This window comes from Kitasatospora sp. NPDC048286 (genome assembly GCF_043201735.1).
Lineage (GTDB): Bacteria > Actinomycetota > Actinomycetes > Streptomycetales > Streptomycetaceae > Kitasatospora.
In genome coordinates this window covers 57,880-73,696 of sequence record NZ_JBICZE010000022.1, presented here as the reverse complement: position 1 = coordinate 73,696, position 15,817 = coordinate 57,880, and the positions used below count along the sequence as shown (strand labels likewise).

At 72.5% G+C, this 15,817-nt stretch carries 12 protein-coding genes; 1 reads left to right on the top strand and 11 read right to left on the bottom strand.

The window, feature by feature from the left end; genetic code table 11:
* Window positions 1-47 precede the first annotated feature (47 nt).
* The 10 genes from ACGF13_RS36750 to nrdR all read right to left on the bottom strand — a co-directional run bounded on the left by ACGF13_RS36750 (window position 48) and on the right by nrdR (window position 12,330).
* Window positions 48-1,436 carry an ABC transporter substrate-binding protein gene (locus ACGF13_RS36750; RefSeq protein ID WP_392883672.1) on the bottom strand — a complete coding sequence of 463 codons (1,389 nt, stop codon included), beginning with the start codon at window positions 1,434-1,436 and terminating at the stop codon, window positions 48-50.
* A 196-nt stretch (window positions 1,437-1,632) separates the two neighbouring features.
* On the bottom strand, window positions 1,633-2,847 hold the full coding sequence (locus tag ACGF13_RS36745; protein ID WP_392883670.1) for a cytochrome P450: 1,215 nt from the start codon (window positions 2,845-2,847) through the stop codon (window positions 1,633-1,635).
* A 35-nt stretch (window positions 2,848-2,882) separates the two neighbouring features.
* Window positions 2,883-4,127, bottom strand: coding sequence for a cytochrome P450 (locus ACGF13_RS36740; RefSeq protein WP_392883668.1), 1,245 nt, complete (start codon window positions 4,125-4,127; stop codon window positions 2,883-2,885).
* Window positions 4,124-4,954 (bottom strand): ATP/GTP-binding protein, encoded by an 831-nt coding sequence (locus tag ACGF13_RS36735; protein WP_392883667.1) that lies wholly within the window; start codon window positions 4,952-4,954, stop codon window positions 4,124-4,126. Before ACGF13_RS36735 ends, ACGF13_RS36740 begins: the two co-directional genes overlap by 4 nt.
* The gene (locus tag ACGF13_RS36730; RefSeq protein ID WP_392883665.1) at window positions 4,935-5,303 is read right to left on the bottom strand and encodes a DUF742 domain-containing protein; all 369 of its coding nucleotides are present in this window, start codon (window positions 5,301-5,303) and stop codon (window positions 4,935-4,937) included. The genes ACGF13_RS36735 and ACGF13_RS36730 overlap by 20 nt, the downstream gene beginning before the upstream one ends.
* Window positions 5,300-5,734: a roadblock/LC7 domain-containing protein gene (locus ACGF13_RS36725; RefSeq protein WP_392883663.1), complete on the bottom strand. Its 435-nt coding sequence runs from the start codon at window positions 5,732-5,734 to the stop codon at window positions 5,300-5,302. The genes ACGF13_RS36730 and ACGF13_RS36725 overlap by 4 nt, the downstream gene beginning before the upstream one ends.
* Window positions 5,734-7,506: a sensor histidine kinase gene (locus tag ACGF13_RS36720; RefSeq protein ID WP_392883661.1), complete on the bottom strand. Its 1,773-nt coding sequence runs from the start codon at window positions 7,504-7,506 to the stop codon at window positions 5,734-5,736. Before ACGF13_RS36720 ends, ACGF13_RS36725 begins: the two co-directional genes overlap by 1 nt.
* A 296-nt stretch (window positions 7,507-7,802) precedes the next feature.
* Window positions 7,803-8,570, bottom strand: coding sequence for an SDR family oxidoreductase (locus ACGF13_RS36715; RefSeq protein WP_392883659.1), 768 nt, complete (start codon window positions 8,568-8,570; stop codon window positions 7,803-7,805).
* 168 nt (window positions 8,571-8,738) lie between these two features.
* Complete coding sequence (locus tag ACGF13_RS36710) at window positions 8,739-11,630, bottom strand: vitamin B12-dependent ribonucleotide reductase (RefSeq protein ID WP_392883658.1); 2,892 nt, start codon at window positions 11,628-11,630, stop codon at window positions 8,739-8,741.
* Between the two features lie 199 nt (window positions 11,631-11,829).
* Window positions 11,830-12,330 (bottom strand): transcriptional regulator NrdR, encoded by a 501-nt coding sequence (gene nrdR / locus ACGF13_RS36705; protein WP_392883657.1) that lies wholly within the window; start codon window positions 12,328-12,330, stop codon window positions 11,830-11,832.
* A gap of 528 nt (window positions 12,331-12,858) precedes the next feature.
* Between nrdR and lexA the strand changes: the two genes are divergently transcribed.
* Window positions 12,859-13,554, top strand: a complete 696-nt coding sequence (gene lexA, locus ACGF13_RS36700) for a transcriptional repressor LexA (protein WP_392883748.1) — start codon at window positions 12,859-12,861, stop codon at window positions 13,552-13,554.
* A gap of 128 nt (window positions 13,555-13,682) precedes the next feature.
* Here the strand turns inward: lexA and ACGF13_RS36695 are convergent, their stop codons facing one another.
* The gene (locus tag ACGF13_RS36695; protein ID WP_392883655.1) at window positions 13,683-15,806 is read right to left on the bottom strand and encodes an ATP-dependent DNA helicase; all 2,124 of its coding nucleotides are present in this window, start codon (window positions 15,804-15,806) and stop codon (window positions 13,683-13,685) included.
* Between the last annotated feature and the right edge of the window lie 11 nt (window positions 15,807-15,817).

Here is a 15,817-nt window from a genome sequence, read left to right as displayed (position 1 = left end):
CTCGACAGGTGGTCCCGGGTGCGCCGGGGGCGGCCCCGGCGCGTCGGCTACTGCGGCCAGGCGGCGTCGATGTCGGCGGCGGTCTTCTGGATCGACTGCCCCTCCGCGAACCAGGCGGTGAGCGACTTCCACTCCTGCCCGGCGCCCACGGCGGCCGGCATCAGGTCGGAGCCGTCGAAGCGGAAGGTCGCCGACGGGTCGGTCAGCGCCTCGGCCGACAGCTTGTCGATCGGGTCGGTGTAGAGGCTCTTGTCCACGCCCTGGTTGGCCGAGACCCAGCCGCTCGCGGTCTTCACCCGGCTGCTCGCCCAGTCCGAGCTGGACAGGTAGTTCTGCACCGCCTGCACCTCGGGCCGGCCGGAGAAGGCCGCCAGGAACTCTCCGCCGCCCTCGACCGGGTTGGCGACCGACGGGTTCACCGCGGGCAGGTGGAAGGCGAAGACGTCCCCGTCCGGCCCGACCTTGGTGCCCTTGGGCCACTGCGCCTCGTAGAACGAGGCCTGCTGGAGCATCAGGCACTTGCCGCTCAGGATCGGCGTGCCCGCGTCCTGAAAGGTGGTGGTGGCGATCGACTTCACGTCGCCGAAGCCCGCGTTGACCCAGGCCGGGTTCTGCATCCAGTCGGCGACGGTCTTCATCGCGGTGGTGATCTTCTGGTCGGAGAACTTCACCTGGTGGCCGACCCACTGGTCGTACACCTCACCGCCGTACGAGCCGAGCACCACCTCCTCCAACCAGTCGGTGGCCGGCCAGCCGGTGGCCGTCCCGGAGGCGATGCCGCCGCACCACGGCCTGGCGCCACCCGCCTTGGCGATCCGGTCGCCGAGCGCCATCAGGTCGGCCCAGGTCTTGGGCACCTCGTAGCCGGCCGTCTTGAAGGCCTTCGGCGAGTACCAGACCAGGGACTTCATGTTGGCGCTCATCGGGGCCGCGTAGAAGGTGCCGTTGACCGAGCCGTAGGTCTTCCAGATCGGGCTCCACTTGTCCTGGTTGGCGACGGTCTGGGCGGGCGGCTTCACCACCTTGCCGCTCTTCACCATCTGCGCCAGCAGGCCCGGCTGCGGGATGATCGCGAAGTCCGGGGCGTTGCCGCCGGAGACCCGGACCGGCAGCTGGGACTCGAAGTCGTTCGAGCCCTCGTAGCTGATCTTGATCCCGGTGCACTTGCCGAACTCGGCCCAGGACTTCTCCAGGTTGTCCGACTCCGGGCTCAGGATCGAGGCGAACACGGTCACGGTGGTGCCCGAGTGCCCGGCGTACGGCTGGTACCTGGCGCAGTCACCGGACAGCGACGCGGCCGACCCGCCTCCGCCACCACCCGAGCCGCCGGAGCTGTTGGAGCAGGCCGCGGTCAGCGCCAGCACCGCCACCAGAGCTGGTACGGCGGCCAGGCGACGGCGGTAACTCACGTGCGGTGCGGTCGGGTTGAGGGTCAATGCGGTTCTCCTCGCCAGAGCATGCTGCCGACGGTGGACTGAACGACATTGCGCTGTACCGGAGATGGGCCTGCGGGGGGCAGCGGGACGGGCGGCCGAACTGATCGAAGACGTTAACGCAGCCGTCGGCCCGCGCCAAGGTGCACGACTGCCCCCGACCGGAAACCCGATCGGGGGCAGGTGACGTGACGTGACGTCAGAACAGCCGGATCGGCAGCTCCAGCAGACTGTTCACCACCAGCGAGGGGCTCGGCCGCAGCTCGGCGTCCGGCACCGCGAGCGACAGCCCCGGGAAGCGCTCGAACAGCGCGGGCAGCGCGATCCCCGCCTCCAGCCGGGCCAGCGGGGAGCCGGGGCAGACGTGCGGGCCGTGACCGAAGGACAGGTGGCGGGTCGGGTCCCGGGTGATGTCGAAGACCTCGGCCGTCACCCCGTGCTGGAGCGGGTCGCGGCCGATCGCGTTGTACGAGACCAGCACCGGCTCGCCCGCCGGGATCACCACGTCACCGACCGGGATGGGCTCGGCGGCGAAGCGGAACAGGAAGTTGCTGGTCGGCGGCGTCCAGCGGAGCGACTCCTCCACCACCGCGTCCCAGGACACCCGGCCCGAGCGGACCAGCTCCAGCTGGTCCGGGTGGGTCAGCAGGGCCCGCACCGCGTTGCCGATCAGGTTCACCGTGGTCTCGTGGCCGGCTGCGATGATCACCCGCAGGGTGGCCGCCGCCTCCGCGTCGGTCAGCGCCCCGCCCTCGGTGTCGGCCGCCAGCAGCACGCTCGCCAGGTCCTCGCCGGGAGCTGAACGGCGCTGCGCCACCAGGTCGTTGACGAAGGCGTTCAGTCCGGCGACGGTCGCCTGGATGCCCTCCGGGTTCGGCTTGATGCCGAAGAACCGCTCGTACAGGTCGCGCAGCAGCGCGTGGTCCGACTCCGGCACGCCCAGCAGCGAGCAGATCACCGTCATCGGCAGCGGGAAGGCGAAGGCCGTCTTGAGGTCCACCACCGGCTCACCCGCCGCCAGGGCGTCCAGCAGCGCGTGGGTGACCTCCTCGACGCGCGGGCGCATCAGCTCCACCCGACGCGGGGTGAAGGCCTGGGCGACCAGCGCCCGCAGCCGGCGGTGCTCGGCGCCGTCGGTGGTCACCATGCTCGGGCCGGGCACCGCCAGGCCGATCAGCGGCCAGGTCTTCGACACCTCGCCGCGCTGGTAGGCCGCCCAGTGCGCGGCGTCCTTCACCAGCCGGGCGTCCGTCAGCAGGTCGCGCGCGGCGGCGTGCTGCGTCACCGCCCAGGCGCGGACCCCGCCGGGCAGCTCGACCGGCACCGCCGGGCCGGTGGCCCGCAGCAGCGCACCCTCGGCCGCGTTGTCGCGGGCCAGCGGGTCGAGGACGATTCGGGCCGGGGCAGCGGTCATCGACAACTCTCTTTCGAACGGCGGGTGTTGAATGATCAGGCCGGGTGGCCCGGGGTGAACGAGACCGGGAGCGCCACCAGCCCGCGCACCCAGGCCGACGGCCGCCACACCAGCGCGTGCTCGGCCACCGCCAGCCGCAGGTCCGGCAGCCGGTCGAGCAGCACCTCGATCGCGGTGGTGGCGATCACCTCGGCCGCCTCCTGGGCCGGGAAGGGACAGCCGTGCTCGCCGTACGAGTAGCTCATGTGCGCCCGGTTCCCCTCCGCCGGGCGGCCGTCCGCCTGCCGGACCGCCGGGTCGGCGTTGGCCCCGGCGATTCCGAGCAGGACCATGTCCCCCTCGCCGATCCGCTGACCGCCCAGCTGGGTGTCCCGGACCGCCCAGCGGCCGACGAAGATCTGGGTCGGGGTGTCCTCCCAGAGCGCCTCGTTCAGCGCCTGGCTGATGCTGCGCCGGCCGCCGGCCAGCGAGGCGGCGAACCGCTCGTCGGTGAGCATCAGCCGCAGCGCGTTGGAGATCCAGTACGAGCTCGGCTGGTGGCCGGCGATCAGGAGCACCCGCAGGTCGCGCATCACCTCGTCGTGGGTCAGCCCGGCCTCGTGCGCCAGCATCCGCGAGGCGATGTCGGCGCCCGGGTACTCGGCCTTCTCCTCCACCAGCGCGAGCATCAGCTCCAGCAGCCGCTGGGCGCCGGCCGGCGCGTCCGGGCCGCCGTCCAGCATGGCCAGCAGCGCCGCGATCAGCTGCGGCGCCTGCTCCTCGTCCAGGCCGAGCACCCGGCACAGCACCAGCAGCGGCATCCGGTGCGCGTACTCGGCGACCAGGTCGGCCTCGCCGCGCCCGGCGAACTCGTCGATCAGCCGGTCGGCGATCTCCTCGGCGTGCTTGCGCAGCTCGTACGGGTCGATCCCGGCCAGCGCGTCGGTGACCGCGCGCGAGCGCCGGACGTGCTCCTCGCCCTCGGCGTAGAGGATCGAGGGGACGGGCGCCATCATCGGCTTCAGCGGCCAGTCGGCGGGCAGCGTCGCCCAGGCGTGCCAACGGCTGGAGTCGCGGCCGAACAGCTGCGGCTGGCCGGTCACCTGCTGGAGCTCGCGGTAGCCGATCACCAGCCAGGCGGGCACCCCGCCGGCCAGCTCGACCGGGGCGACCGGGCCGTGCGCGGCACGCAGCTCGCGGTAGAGCTGGGACGGGTCGGTCTGGAAGCGCGGCCCGTACAGCGGCGTGGCGCCGGCGTGCGCCGGGCAGCCCGGGGGCGGGGTGGCGGCGGGCTCGGTCACGGGGTGCTCTCCTCGTAGATCGCGGTGCGGGACCCTGCCGGGGCGGGCTCTTCCCCTCCGGCGGCGACCGGGGCGGACCAGTCGGCGGTGACCGGGGCGGCCCCGTCGGCCGGGGAAGCCTCATCGGCCCCGTCGGCCAGGCTCGCCGCGTCGGCCCCGGCCAGGGCGGCCAGATGGTGGACCAGGGCGATCAGCACCCGCTTGCCGGACTCGCGGTCGCGCGCGTCACAGTCCACCAGCGGCACCTCGGCCGGCAGGTCCAGCGCCTCGCGGACCTGCTCCAGGGTGTGGCTCGGCTCGCCGAAGTTGTTGCGGGCCACGATGAACGGCGTGCCGTGGTGCTCCAGCCGGTCGATCGCGTACCAGGACTCCTCCAGCCGCCGGGTGTCCACCAGGACGACCGCGCCCAGGGCGCCGCTGAACAGCCGGTCCCAGAGGAACCAGAAGCGCTCCTGCCCGGGCGCGCCGAACAGGTAGAGCACCTGGCGCTCGGAGAGGGTGATCCGGCCGAAGTCGAAGGCGACCGTGGTGGAGCGCTTGCCCCAGGTGCCGGCCGGGTCGATGCCCTCGCCCGCCCTGGTCATCACCTCTTCGGTGTTCAGCGGACGGATCTCGCTGACCGACCCGACCAGGGTGGTCTTGCCCACCCCGAAGCCACCGACCACGACGATCTTCAGCGCGTTGTCGGCGGTCGCCCGCAGCGGGGTGCGCGAGCCGGCGGGCCGCACGCCGTCCCCGGCGGCGGACCGGCCGTCGGCATCGGGCCGGCCGTCGGCATCGACCCAGCCGTCATCAGCGGCCCTGCCGTCAGAGCTGTTGGAGGCCATGCAGCACCTGCTTCAGCGTGTCGAGGTCGGGCAGCCGGGCCTTGTTCGGCGCGAACCGGGGGTGGCGGGCGGTGACGGCCCCGGACTCCAGCAGGTCGCCGAGCAGGATCTTCACCACCGAGACGGGCAGCGCCAGCTCCGCCGCCACCTCCACCACGGCGGTCGGGGCCTCGCACATCCGCAGGATCCGGGCGTGCTCCGACTGCATCCCGGGCGCCGGCTGCCGCTCGGCGACGATCAGGGTCACCAGGTCGAAGGCGTTCTCCGGAGCCCGGCTGCGTCCCCGGGTGATGGTGTAGAGGCGGTCGGGGTCGTCGTCGCGCCCCGGCAGCACCGGCCCCGCGGTCATATCGTCGCGCTCTCTCGCACGGCCTCGCCTTCCGTACCCCGGGCGGGCGCGCTGAGGTGGACCCCGATCTGCTCGATCAGGCCGTGCATGTTGTGGCCGACCACGCCGACGTCCGCCTCGTCGTCCGTGACCACCGCCAGGTGGGCGCCCTCGCCGGCCGCCACGATGCACAGGATGCCGCCGTGGAACTCGGTCATCGACTGCCGCACGCCGCCGCTGCCGTCACCGAACTCGATCGAGGCGCCGTGCGCCAGGCTCTGCAGGCCGGAGGCGATGGCGGCCAGCTGGTCGGCCTGGTCGGTGCTCAGTCCGGCGGTGTGGCAGAGCTTGAGGCCGTCGGCGGAGAGAACCAGCGCGTGCCGGGTGCCGGGGGTCGCCGCCAGCAGGTTCTCCAACAGCCAGTCGAGGTCGCGGTCGTTGGCACTGCTCATCAGGTGTCCTTCTCGGTGACGGGGGAAGCGTCGGGCATGGTGTCGGGGTCCGTGGTCGGCGCCCCGGCAGGGGGCTGCTCGGCCCCCGCGGGACGGGCGGCGGCCCGTCGGAACGCGCCGAACCGGGCGGCCGTAACCGCCGCGTCGGCTCCTGCGGGCTTCGCGGCCCGGTCCGCCGCGGGGGCGGCGGTGGCCAGCGTCTGCCCGCGACGGCGCTGCGGCAGGCCGCTGTCGGTCATCCGGGCGGGCGCGGCCGGCAGCGCGGGCGCGGTGGCGGTCTGCGCCCCGGGCAGCGGTTGTGCCCCGGTTCGCGCCCCGACGGGGGTCCGCTGCGCGGAGGGCGCCGGCGGCAGGGAGGCGGGGGCGGGGCGCGCCGAGGTGAGCGCCGGGCGCGCGTTCTCCGCGGACGGCGCCTGCGCCGGGACGGACGCCTGGACGGGCGCCGGGGCGGCGGTCGGTGCCGGGTGGGTGACCAGCTGCTGCGGGATCAGCACCACCACCCCGGTGCCGCCACGCGCCGACGGCCGGAAGGAGATCTGCAGCCCGTGCTTGCGCGCCAGCACGCCGACCACCGCCAGCCCCAGCCGGGTCCCGGCGGAGAGCGTGGCGAGGTCCAGCGGCTCGGCGGAGACGGCCCGCTCGGCCCGGCGCAGCCAGCTGTCGCTCAGGCCCAGCCCGCTGTCCTCGACGGTGACCGCCAGCCCGGCCGGCACCTCCTCGACGTAGACGTGCACCTCGGCCGGCGGGGCGGAGAAGTTGGTGGCGTTGTCCAGCAGTTCGGCCAGCGCGTGCATCACGCCCTCGGCCGCGTGCCCGGCGACCGCGGCGGTGCTGGCGTTGTGCAGCCGCACCCGCTGGTAGGCGCCGATCCGGCCGAGCGCACCGCGCAGCACCGACTCCACCGAGATCGGCTTGGCCCAGCGGCGCCCTGATCGGGCACCGGTGAGCACCGCGATGCTGTCGGCCATCCGGCCCGCCTGGGCGGTCGAGTGGTCCAGGCTCAGCAGGTCGCCGAGGACCTCCTCGTCGTGCCGGTGCTGCATCTCGCGCAGTTCGGCGTGCATGCTCGTGGCCAGCGCCTGGACCCGCCCGGCGGCGGTCGCGCAGACCGCGAGCGCGGCGGCCCGCAGCCGCTCGCCGCGGCCGATCTCCTCGCCGACGGCACGCAGCAGCGCGTACTGGGGGTGCTTGCGGTGGACGGCCAGCGCACTGTCCACGGCCGCGCCGGCCCGCAGCTTCGTCACCACCTCGGGCAGTACGCCGTCGACGATCCGGGCCAGCTCGGCGCGCTCGGCCTCGGCCCTGGTCCGCTCCGCCTCCGCCCCGGCGCGCTCGGCGTCGAGTTCGGCCCGCAGCCGGGCCAGCTCGGCGTGCGCGGCGGTAACGTCCGCCTCCGCCCTGGCCTGCTCGGCACGGGCGGCGTCCCGCTCGGCGAGCGCGGCGGCGGCGTGGTCGGCGGCGGCCGTCTCGGCCTGCCGGGCCCTGCCCGCGGCGACCAGCGCGGCCCGGGTCTCCTCGTGCTGCGCGGCCAGTTCCTCGGTCAGCCCGCGGTTGCGCTCGACGCCGGTCGCCGCGAGCCCGACGGCGATCAGCCAGAGCACCGTGACGGCGACCACCGCGAGGGCGGTGAGCGGCTGGTGCGCGCCGAACGCCCGGGTGACGCCGACCGGTGCGGCGACCAGCGCCAGCAGCACGGCCACCGCGGTCAGGGCGACGGTGCGCGGCGCGGGCCGTCGGCGCGATCGGCCGTCGGGGCTGGTGGCTTCTCTCATCGGTGCGGTCCTCGGCAACGTCGGCGGGCGGCGGCGCGGGCAGCGGGTCGGCGACGGTCGCGGCCGCCGACAGCTGGTCGGGCGCGATACCGGACCGCCCGGCGACGCAGCGAATCGCCTCCGGGCATCTGATCGGTTCACGCTTTCGGCCGATCATATCGATTCAGACATAGGCCTCAAGCGGCCAGTTGACGGCCAGTCTCCCGCCATCACCCACGGGGTCCCGGCTGCTCCCCGCAGCCGCGAGTTCTCCGCTCTCGCTCATGTCGTCAACTCAGGTTGACGTGCGAACGGCCTCAGCGACCGCCGAACCGCCGCTCCAGCGCCTCCTCGAAGGTCCCCCGGCCCACCGCCCGATCCGGCGTCAGGTTGCCGCCCTCCCGCAGCCCGCGGCCGACCGCTCCCGGCAGGCGCAGCGGCAGCCGCACCCGGCGCTTGCCCGCCGCCCGCAGGTAGGTCCCGGCCAGCTCCCGGTACGAACGCACCTGAGGGCCGCCCACCTCCGGCGCGAAGCCGGCGGGCTCCCGCCCCGCCAGGTCCACGACCGCCTCGGCCACCTCGCGGACGTCCACCGGCTGGAACGCCGCCCCACTCACCACCGGGAAGACCGGCAGCCGCACGGAGGCGTCGAAGAACTTCAGCACCAGGTCGTGGAACTGCGTCGCCCGCAGCACCGTCCAGCCCACGCCCGACTCCCGCACCACCCGCTCGCAGGCGAGCTTCGTCCGGTAGTACGCGATCGGCACCCGGTCGATCCCGACGATCGACACGTACACCAGGTGCCGCACCCCGGCCTCCCCGGCCCGCGCCACCAGCGTCCGGACCCCGGCCACGTCCTCCTTCTTCTGGGTGGTCGCACAGTCCACCACCACCTCGGCCCCGGCCAGCGCCTGCGCCATCCCGGCCCCGCTCACCAGGTCCCCGACCACCCACTCGACCCCGTCGCCCCCGGCCCGCACCCGCCGGCTCAACCCCCGAACCGCCACCCCGCGCGCCACCAGCAGCCGCACCACCTCCCGCCCCAACGTCCCCGTCGCCCCGGTCACCAGCACCGTCCCGGCCATCGCCCCGCTCCTCTCGTCACATGCCTTCACCCCCTACGGACCGGACTCCACCCCCGAACGTGACATCGGCACGCCCGGGCACACGAAAAAGCGGGGCGAGGACCGGGAAAGGTCCTCGCCCCGCTTCAGGGGGTCACCTCAGGAGGCGACCACCGGGGTCGGGCGCGGTCAGCTGCAGCCGCTGGTGGAGCCGCAGCCCTCGCAGAGGTAGCAGCTGCCGGCGCGGCGCATCTTGGTGCCGCAGGAGAAGCAGAGCGGGGCGTCGGCGTTGAGGCCGAGCTGGATCTCCATCAGCTCCGTGGAGTTGTGGGCCTGCTTCGGGGCCGCCTTGGGCGCCTCGACGGCCGGGGCCGGAACCACGGCCGGCCTGGCGGCGACCGGGGCGGACTGGGCGAGCGACTCGGTGTCGAGCTCCTCGGCCTCCAGCGGCTCGTACGAGCCCGTCTCCAGGTGGCGCTGACGCTCCTCGACGGAGTGGATGCCGAGCGCCGAGCGGGTCTCGAACGGCAGGAAGTCGAGCGCCAGGCGGCGGAAGATGTAGTCGACGATCGACTGCGCCATCCGCACGTCCGGGTCGTCGGTCAGACCGGCGGGCTCGAAGCGCATGTTGGTGAACTTCGAGACGTAGGTCTCCAGCGGCACGCCGTACTGGAGGCCGACCGAGACGGCGATGGAGAAGGCGTCCATCATGCCCGCGAGGGTCGAGCCCTGCTTGGACATCTTCAGGAAGACCTCGCCCAGACCGTCGTCCGGGTAGGAGTTGGCGGTCATGTAGCCCTCGGCGCCACCGACCGTGAAGGAGGTGGTGATGCCCGGACGGCCCTTGGGCAGGCGCTTGCGGACCGGGCGGTACTCGACCACCTTCTCGACCGCGGCGGCCGGGGCCTCCTCGACCTTGGCCTCGGCGGCCTCGGAGGACTTGGTCTTCGCCGAGAGCGGCTGGCCGACCTTGCAATTGTCGCGATAGATGGCCAGGGCCTTCACCCCGAGCTTCCAGGCCTGGAAGTAGATCTCCTCGACCTCTTCCACGGTGGCGCTCTCGGGCATGTTCACGGTCTTGGAGATGGCGCCCGAGATCCACGGCTGGATCGCCGCCATCATGCGCACGTGGCCCATGGCCGAGATGACGCGCTCGCCCATCGCGCAGTCGAACACCTCGTAGTGCTCGGGCTTCAGGCCCGGCGCGTCCACCACGTTGCCGTGCTCGCCGATGTGGGCGACGACCGCCTCGATCTGCTCGTCCTGGTAGCCGAGGCGCTTGAGGGCGCGCGGGACGGTGCCGTTGACGATCTGCATCGAGCCGCCGCCGACCAGCTTCTTGAACTTGACCAGGGCCAGGTCGGGCTCGACGCCGGTGGTGTCGCAGTCCATCATCAGGCCGATGGTGCCGGTCGGGGCGAGCACCGAGGCCTGGGCGTTGCGGAAGCCGTTCTGCGCGCCGATGCGCAGCACGTCCTGCCAGGTCTTGTTGGCGGCCAGCCGGACCGGGGAGTCCAGGTCGTCCACCGAGACGGCGTCCAGCGAGGCGTCCGCGTGCTGCTTCATGACCTGCCGGTGGGCGGTCGCGTTGCGGGCGTAGCCGTCGTACGGGCCGACCACGCCGGCGAGTTCGGCGCCGCGGCGGTAGGCGGTGCCGGTCATCAGCGAGGTGATGGCGCCGGCCAGGGCGCGGCCGCCCTCGCTGTCGTAGGCGTGGCCGGTGGCCATCAGCAGGGCGCCGAGGTTGGCGTAGCCGATGCCGAGCTGGCGGAAGGCGCGGGTGGTCTCGCCGATCTTCTCGGTGGGGAAGTCGGCGAAGCAGATGGAGATGTCCATCGCGGTGATGACCAGTTCGACGACCTTGGCGAAGGCCTCCGCGTCGAAGGAGTCGTCGTCGCGCAGGAACTTCATCAGGTTGAGCGAGGCGAGGTTGCAGCTGGAGTTGTCCAGGTGCATGTACTCGGAGCAGGGGTTGGACGCGTTGATGCGGCCGGACTCCGGGCAGGTGTGCCAGTGGTTGATCGTGGTGTCGTACTGGATGCCGGGGTCGGCGCAGGCCCAGGCGGCCTCGGCCATCTTGCGGAACAGCTTCTTCGCGTCGACGGTCTCGATGACCTCGCCGGTCATCCGGGCGCGCAGGCCGAATTCGGTGCCGTTCTCGACGGCGGTCATGAATTCGTCGTTGACGCGGACGGAGTTGTTGGCGTTCTGGTACTGGACGGAGGTGATGTCGTCCCCGCCGAGGTCCATGTCGAAGCCCGCGTCGCGCAGGGCGCGGATCTTCTCCTCCTCCTTCACCTTGGTCTCGATGAAGGCCTCGACGTCCGGGTGGTCGACGTCGAGGACGACCATCTTGGCCGCGCGGCGGGTGGCGCCACCGGACTTGATGGTGCCGGCCGAGGCGTCGGCGCCGCGCATGAAGGAGACCGGGCCGGAGGCGTTGCCGCCGGAGGAGAGCAGTTCCTTGGAGGAGCGGATCCGGGAGAGGTTGAGGCCGGCGCCGGAGCCGCCCTTGAAGATCATGCCCTCTTCCTTGTACCAGTCGAGGATCGACTCCATGGAGTCGTCGACGGACAGGATGAAGCAGGCGCTGACCTGCTGGGGCTGCTTGGTGCCGACGTTGAACCAGACCGGCGAGTTGAAGCTGAACACCTGGTGGAGGAGGGCGTGGGTCAGCTCGTGCTCGAAGATCTCGGCGTCGTCCTTGGAGGCGAAGTAGCCGTGCTTCTCGCCGGCGGCGCGGTAGGTGAGCACCACGCGGTCGATGATCTGCTTCAGGCTCCACTCGCGCTGCGGGGTGCCGACGGCGCCGCGGAAGTACTTGGACGTGACGATGTTGACGGCGTTGACCGACCAGAAGTCGGGGAACTCGACGCCGCGCTGCTCGAAGTTGATCGAGCCGTCGCGCCAGTTGGTCATGACGACGTCGCGCCGCTCCCAGCGGACCTCGTCGTACGGGTGCACGCCAGGAGTGGTGTAGATGCGCTCCATCCGGAGACCGCCCTTCGGGGCCTTGGCGCCCTTGGCCGCGGCCTTCTCGGACTTCGACCCGCGTGCGGAACCGCTCGTGGTGTCTGTCACTTTTCCTCCTCCTGGGCAAACGCCCGAAGTGCCCCTAAAAGTCCGGGCACTGCTGGTTCGTTCTTCCGGTGTGCGGGCAGACGGAGACCCAGCCTGCTTGCGCACGGTTTGTAGTGTTTCGTGCCCCGATTTCGGGCACGCGTGGGCCCCGCGGGGCCGTGGTGGTGCGGAACAGGGCCCGCCAGGGGCCCGGCGCCCGCTAGGGCGCGGCGGCGGAGACGGACACGCAGGTGTCGTCCGTCTCCGGGGTGTGGGGCTGCTCGGCGCGGAGTTCCGCGATGGCGGCCTCGAAGTCTTCCAGTCCGTCGTACGCCTGGTACACGGAGGCGAAGCGCAGGTAGGCGACCACGTCGAGTTCCTTGAGCGGGCCGAGTATGGCCAGCCCCACGTCGTGGGTGGTCAGCTCGGCGTTGCCGCTGGCTCTCACGCACTCCTCGACCCGCTGGCCGAGCTGGGCCAGCGCGTCCTCGGTGACGGGACGGCCCTGGCAGGCCTTGCGGACGCCGGTGATGACCTTCTGCCGGGAGAACGGCTCGGTGACGCCGCTGCGCTTGATGACCATCAGTGCGGCCGTCTCCACCGTGGTGAAGCGGCGACCGCAGTCCGGGCACTGCCGACGGCGGCGAATGCAGCTGCCGTCCTCGGTGGTCCGGCTGTCGACAACACGGCTGTCGGAGTGCCGGCAGAAGGGGCAGTGCACCTCGGGATCCCTCCCTGGCAGAACGTTCGGACCAGTCGAGTCTATGCGATGTGCCCCCGGCCTCGGCAAGCTGATCATGCGGGGCGACCACTAGTACTGGGCACGGAGAGGACTGTAGCCACTACATCTAGGCCTCAGGGGGAGGTGGACGCCCTGGCGTGTCGGTGCCGATTAGACTGCCGAGGTCGAGTTCTTCTCGAACATTTACTCGATGTACAACAAAGCCTTGATCGAGTCAGTCAACTCCCGAATAATTCACTCGAACGTGTGTTTGGCGCAACCTTTCGATAGGAGGCGCGTTGGGCTGGAAAAGGGAGAGGACAGCCGTCGAGAGGGGCCGCCGTGAACACGATCGAAAGCAACACCATCCCGGTGCAGGAACACTCCCAGTTCAAGGTGGGGCAGCGCACCACGAATCAGCAGGGTGTGGACATCAACATGGACCGTAGCGAAGACCACCGTCTCTCCGGCGCGGCCCTTTCCGGGACGCCCCGCGTCCCCGACCAGCCGATCGAACACTCCGCCGCCATGGACGACAACCACCCCTCCCCCGCCCGCGCCATGCCCGGCCGCCCGCCCGGCATCCGCACCGACGAGGCCGGGCTCACCGAGCGCCAGCGCCGGGTGATCGAGGTCATCCGGGATTCCGTGCAGCGCCGCGGCTACCCGCCGTCCATGCGCGAGATCGGCCAGGCCGTCGGCCTGTCCAGCACCTCCTCGGTCGCCCACCAGCTGATGGCCCTGGAGCGCAAGGGCTTCCTCCGCCGGGACCCGCACCGCCCGCGCGCCTACGAGGTCCGTGGCGTCGAGGTGGCCCGCCCGAACACCGCCGAGACGGCCGGCCGCCCGTCCACCTCCTACGTCCCGCTGGTCGGCCGGATCGCCGCCGGCGGGCCGATCCTGGCCGAGCAGACGGTCGAGGACGTCTTCCCGCTGCCCCGCCAGCTGGTCGGCGAGGGCGAGCTGTTCGCGCTCACCGTGCGTGGCGACTCGATGATCGAGGCGGCCATCTGCGACGGCGACTGGGTCACCGTGCGCCGCCAGCCGGTCGCCGAGAACGGCGACATCGTCGCCGCGATGATCGACGGCGAGGCCACCGTCAAGCGGCTCAAGCGCGAGGACGGCCGGATCTGGCTCATGCCGCACAACTCCGCGTACGAGCCGATCAACGGCGACAACGCGACCATCCTGGGCAAGGTCGTCGCGGTCCTGCGCCGCCTCTGACGTACGGCGCACAGCGCCACAGGCCACCGCACCCGGGGCCACCACACCCGGGGCCGCCGCACACGGGAGAGGGGCTCCACCGCGACCACGGGGAGCCCCTCCGGCGTTCGTGTACCGCGGCGGGGCCCTCAGCCCCGCTTCACCACCGGCCGCACCGGCGCCGCCGAGGCGTCGATCGCCGCCAGCGAGCGGCGCACCTGGTTGCGGTCCGTGGTGTACCAGAACTCCGGCATCGAGGACCGGAAGAAGCCCCCGTACCGCTTGGTCTCCACCCGCGGGTCCAGCACCGCGACCACGCCCCGGTCGTCGGCCGCGCGCACCAGTCGGCCCGCGCCCTGCGCCATCAGCAGCGCCGCGTGCGTCGCCGCGACGGCCATGAAGCCGTTCCCGCCGCGCTGTTCGACGTCCTTCTGGCGGGCGCTCATCAGCGGGTCGTCCGGCCGGGGGAACGGGATCCGGTCCATCACCACCAGCTGGCAGGCCGAGCCGGGCACGTCCACGCCCTGCCAGAGCGAGAGCGTGCCGAACAGGCAGGTGGTCGCGTCCGAGGCGAACTCCCGGATCAACTCGCCCAGGGTGTCCTCACCCTGGAGCAGGACGCGGTTGTCCAGCCGCTCGCGCATCGCCTCGGCGGCCGTCTGGGCGCCGCGCATCGAGGAGAACAGGCCCAGTGTCCGCCCGCCGGCCGCACCGATCAGTTCGGCCAACTCGTCCAGCATGTCCGGCCGTTCCGGGTCCCGCCCGGGATCGGCCAGGTGCTTGGCGACGTACAGGATGCCCTGCTTGGGGTACTTGAACGGCGAGCCGACGTCGATCCCGCGCCAGTGCGGGACGGCGTCCTCCCCGAAACCCGGTTCGGGGTTGTCCCCGTCGGTGCGGACGTCCGGCAGCCGCGTCTCGGACGGCAGGCCGACCGAGGCGGCGACACCGTTGAAGTCCCCGCCGAGCTTGAGCGTGGCCGAGGTGAGGACGACCGAGCGCTCCTTGTACAGGCCCTCGCGCAGCAGCCCGGAGACGCTCAGCGGGGCGACCCGCAGCGAGGCGGTACCCAGCCCGTAGCGGTCGCTGCGCTCGATCCAGACCACGTCGTACTCGGAGTCCTCCAGCAGCCGCTCGGCCGTCTCGTGCAGCGCCTCGGCCGAGGCCATCGCCTGCTTGCGGACGGCGTCCTCGTCGCTGAGCCCCTTGTCCCTGGTCTCGCCGAGCGAGGTGATCACCTGCCGGGAGGCGTCCCGGATCGCGGTGACCGCGTACGCCAGGTACTCGGGCAGTTCCTCGACCCGCCCGGGCTGGGCGGTCTCCATCAGGCCGTGGTAGTTCTCGGCGGCGGCCTGGAGCGCGTCGACGGCCTTCTCGTTGGCCAGCCGCGCGGCCCGCTTCACCGCCCGGTTGACCGCGCCGACGGTCAGCTCGGCGGTGGCCGCGCCGGTGACCCGGTTGACCAGCTCGTGCGCCTCGTCCACGATCAGCAGCCCGTGCTCGGGCAGCACCGGCGCGCCCTCGATCGCGTCGATCGCGAGCATCGCGTGGTTGGTGACCACGACGTCCGCCAGCTTGGCCCGCTCCCGCGCCTTCTCCGCGAAGCACTCCTGCCCGTACGGGCAGCGGGTGGCGCCCAGGCACTCCTTGGAGGTGACCGACAGCTGGGCCCAGGCCTTGTCGGAGACGCCGGGGCTGAGGTCGTCGCGGTCCCCGGTGTCGGTCTCGTCGGCCCAGTCGCGCAGCCGCAGCACGTCCTGCCCGAGCTTCCCGGTGGGCCCGCCGAGCGCGTCCACCGGGTCGAACAGGCCCTCGCCCTCGTCGCTCGGCGTGCCCTCGTTGGCCCGGTGCAGGCACAGGTAGTTGGAGCGGCCCTTGAGCATCGCGAACAGCGGGCGGCGGCGCAGCACCGGGTGCAGCGCGTCGACGGTGCGCGGCAAGTCCCGCTCCACCAGCTGGCGTTGCAGCGCCAGGGTGGCGGTGGCGACCACCACGCGGTCGCCGTGGGCGAGCGCGGGCACCAGGTAGGCCAGGGACTTCCCGGTGCCGGTGCCGGCCTGGACGAGCAGGTGCTCGCCGTGGTCGACGGCGTCGGCGACGGCCTCGGCCATCCGGACCTGACCGGGGCGCTCCACACCGCCGACGGCCGCCACCGCGGCGTGCAGCAGTTCGGGGATCCGCGAGCGCGGGACGGCTACGGCTTCCTCGGCCTCGTCGCCGAGGTCCGCCGCCCGCTGGGATTCGGAGTCGTGGGATTCGGAGTCGTTCGTCATGACCCTCCCAC

Excerpts from the sequence above, each read along its gene's own strand:
- ACGF13_RS36715 (WP_392883659.1), bottom strand. The coding sequence starts at position 8,570 with ATGGCCGGGACGGTGCTGGTGACCGGGGCGACGGGGACGTTGGGGCGG.
- ACGF13_RS36730 (WP_392883665.1), bottom strand. The coding sequence starts at position 5,303 with ATGACCGCGGGGCCGGTGCTGCCGGGGCGCGACGACGACCCCGACCGC.
- ACGF13_RS36735 (WP_392883667.1), bottom strand. The coding sequence starts at position 4,954 with ATGGCCTCCAACAGCTCTGACGGCAGGGCCGCTGATGACGGCTGGGTC.
- ACGF13_RS36745 (WP_392883670.1), bottom strand. The coding sequence starts at position 2,847 with ATGACCGCTGCCCCGGCCCGAATCGTCCTCGACCCGCTGGCCCGCGAC.
- ACGF13_RS36695 (WP_392883655.1), bottom strand. The coding sequence starts at position 15,806 with ATGACGAACGACTCCGAATCCCACGACTCCGAATCCCAGCGGGCGGCG.
- lexA (WP_392883748.1), top strand. The coding sequence starts at position 12,859 with ATGGACGACAACCACCCCTCCCCCGCCCGCGCCATGCCCGGCCGCCCG.
- ACGF13_RS36720 (WP_392883661.1), bottom strand. The coding sequence starts at position 7,506 with ATGAGAGAAGCCACCAGCCCCGACGGCCGATCGCGCCGACGGCCCGCG.
- ACGF13_RS36725 (WP_392883663.1), bottom strand. The coding sequence starts at position 5,734 with ATGAGCAGTGCCAACGACCGCGACCTCGACTGGCTGTTGGAGAACCTG.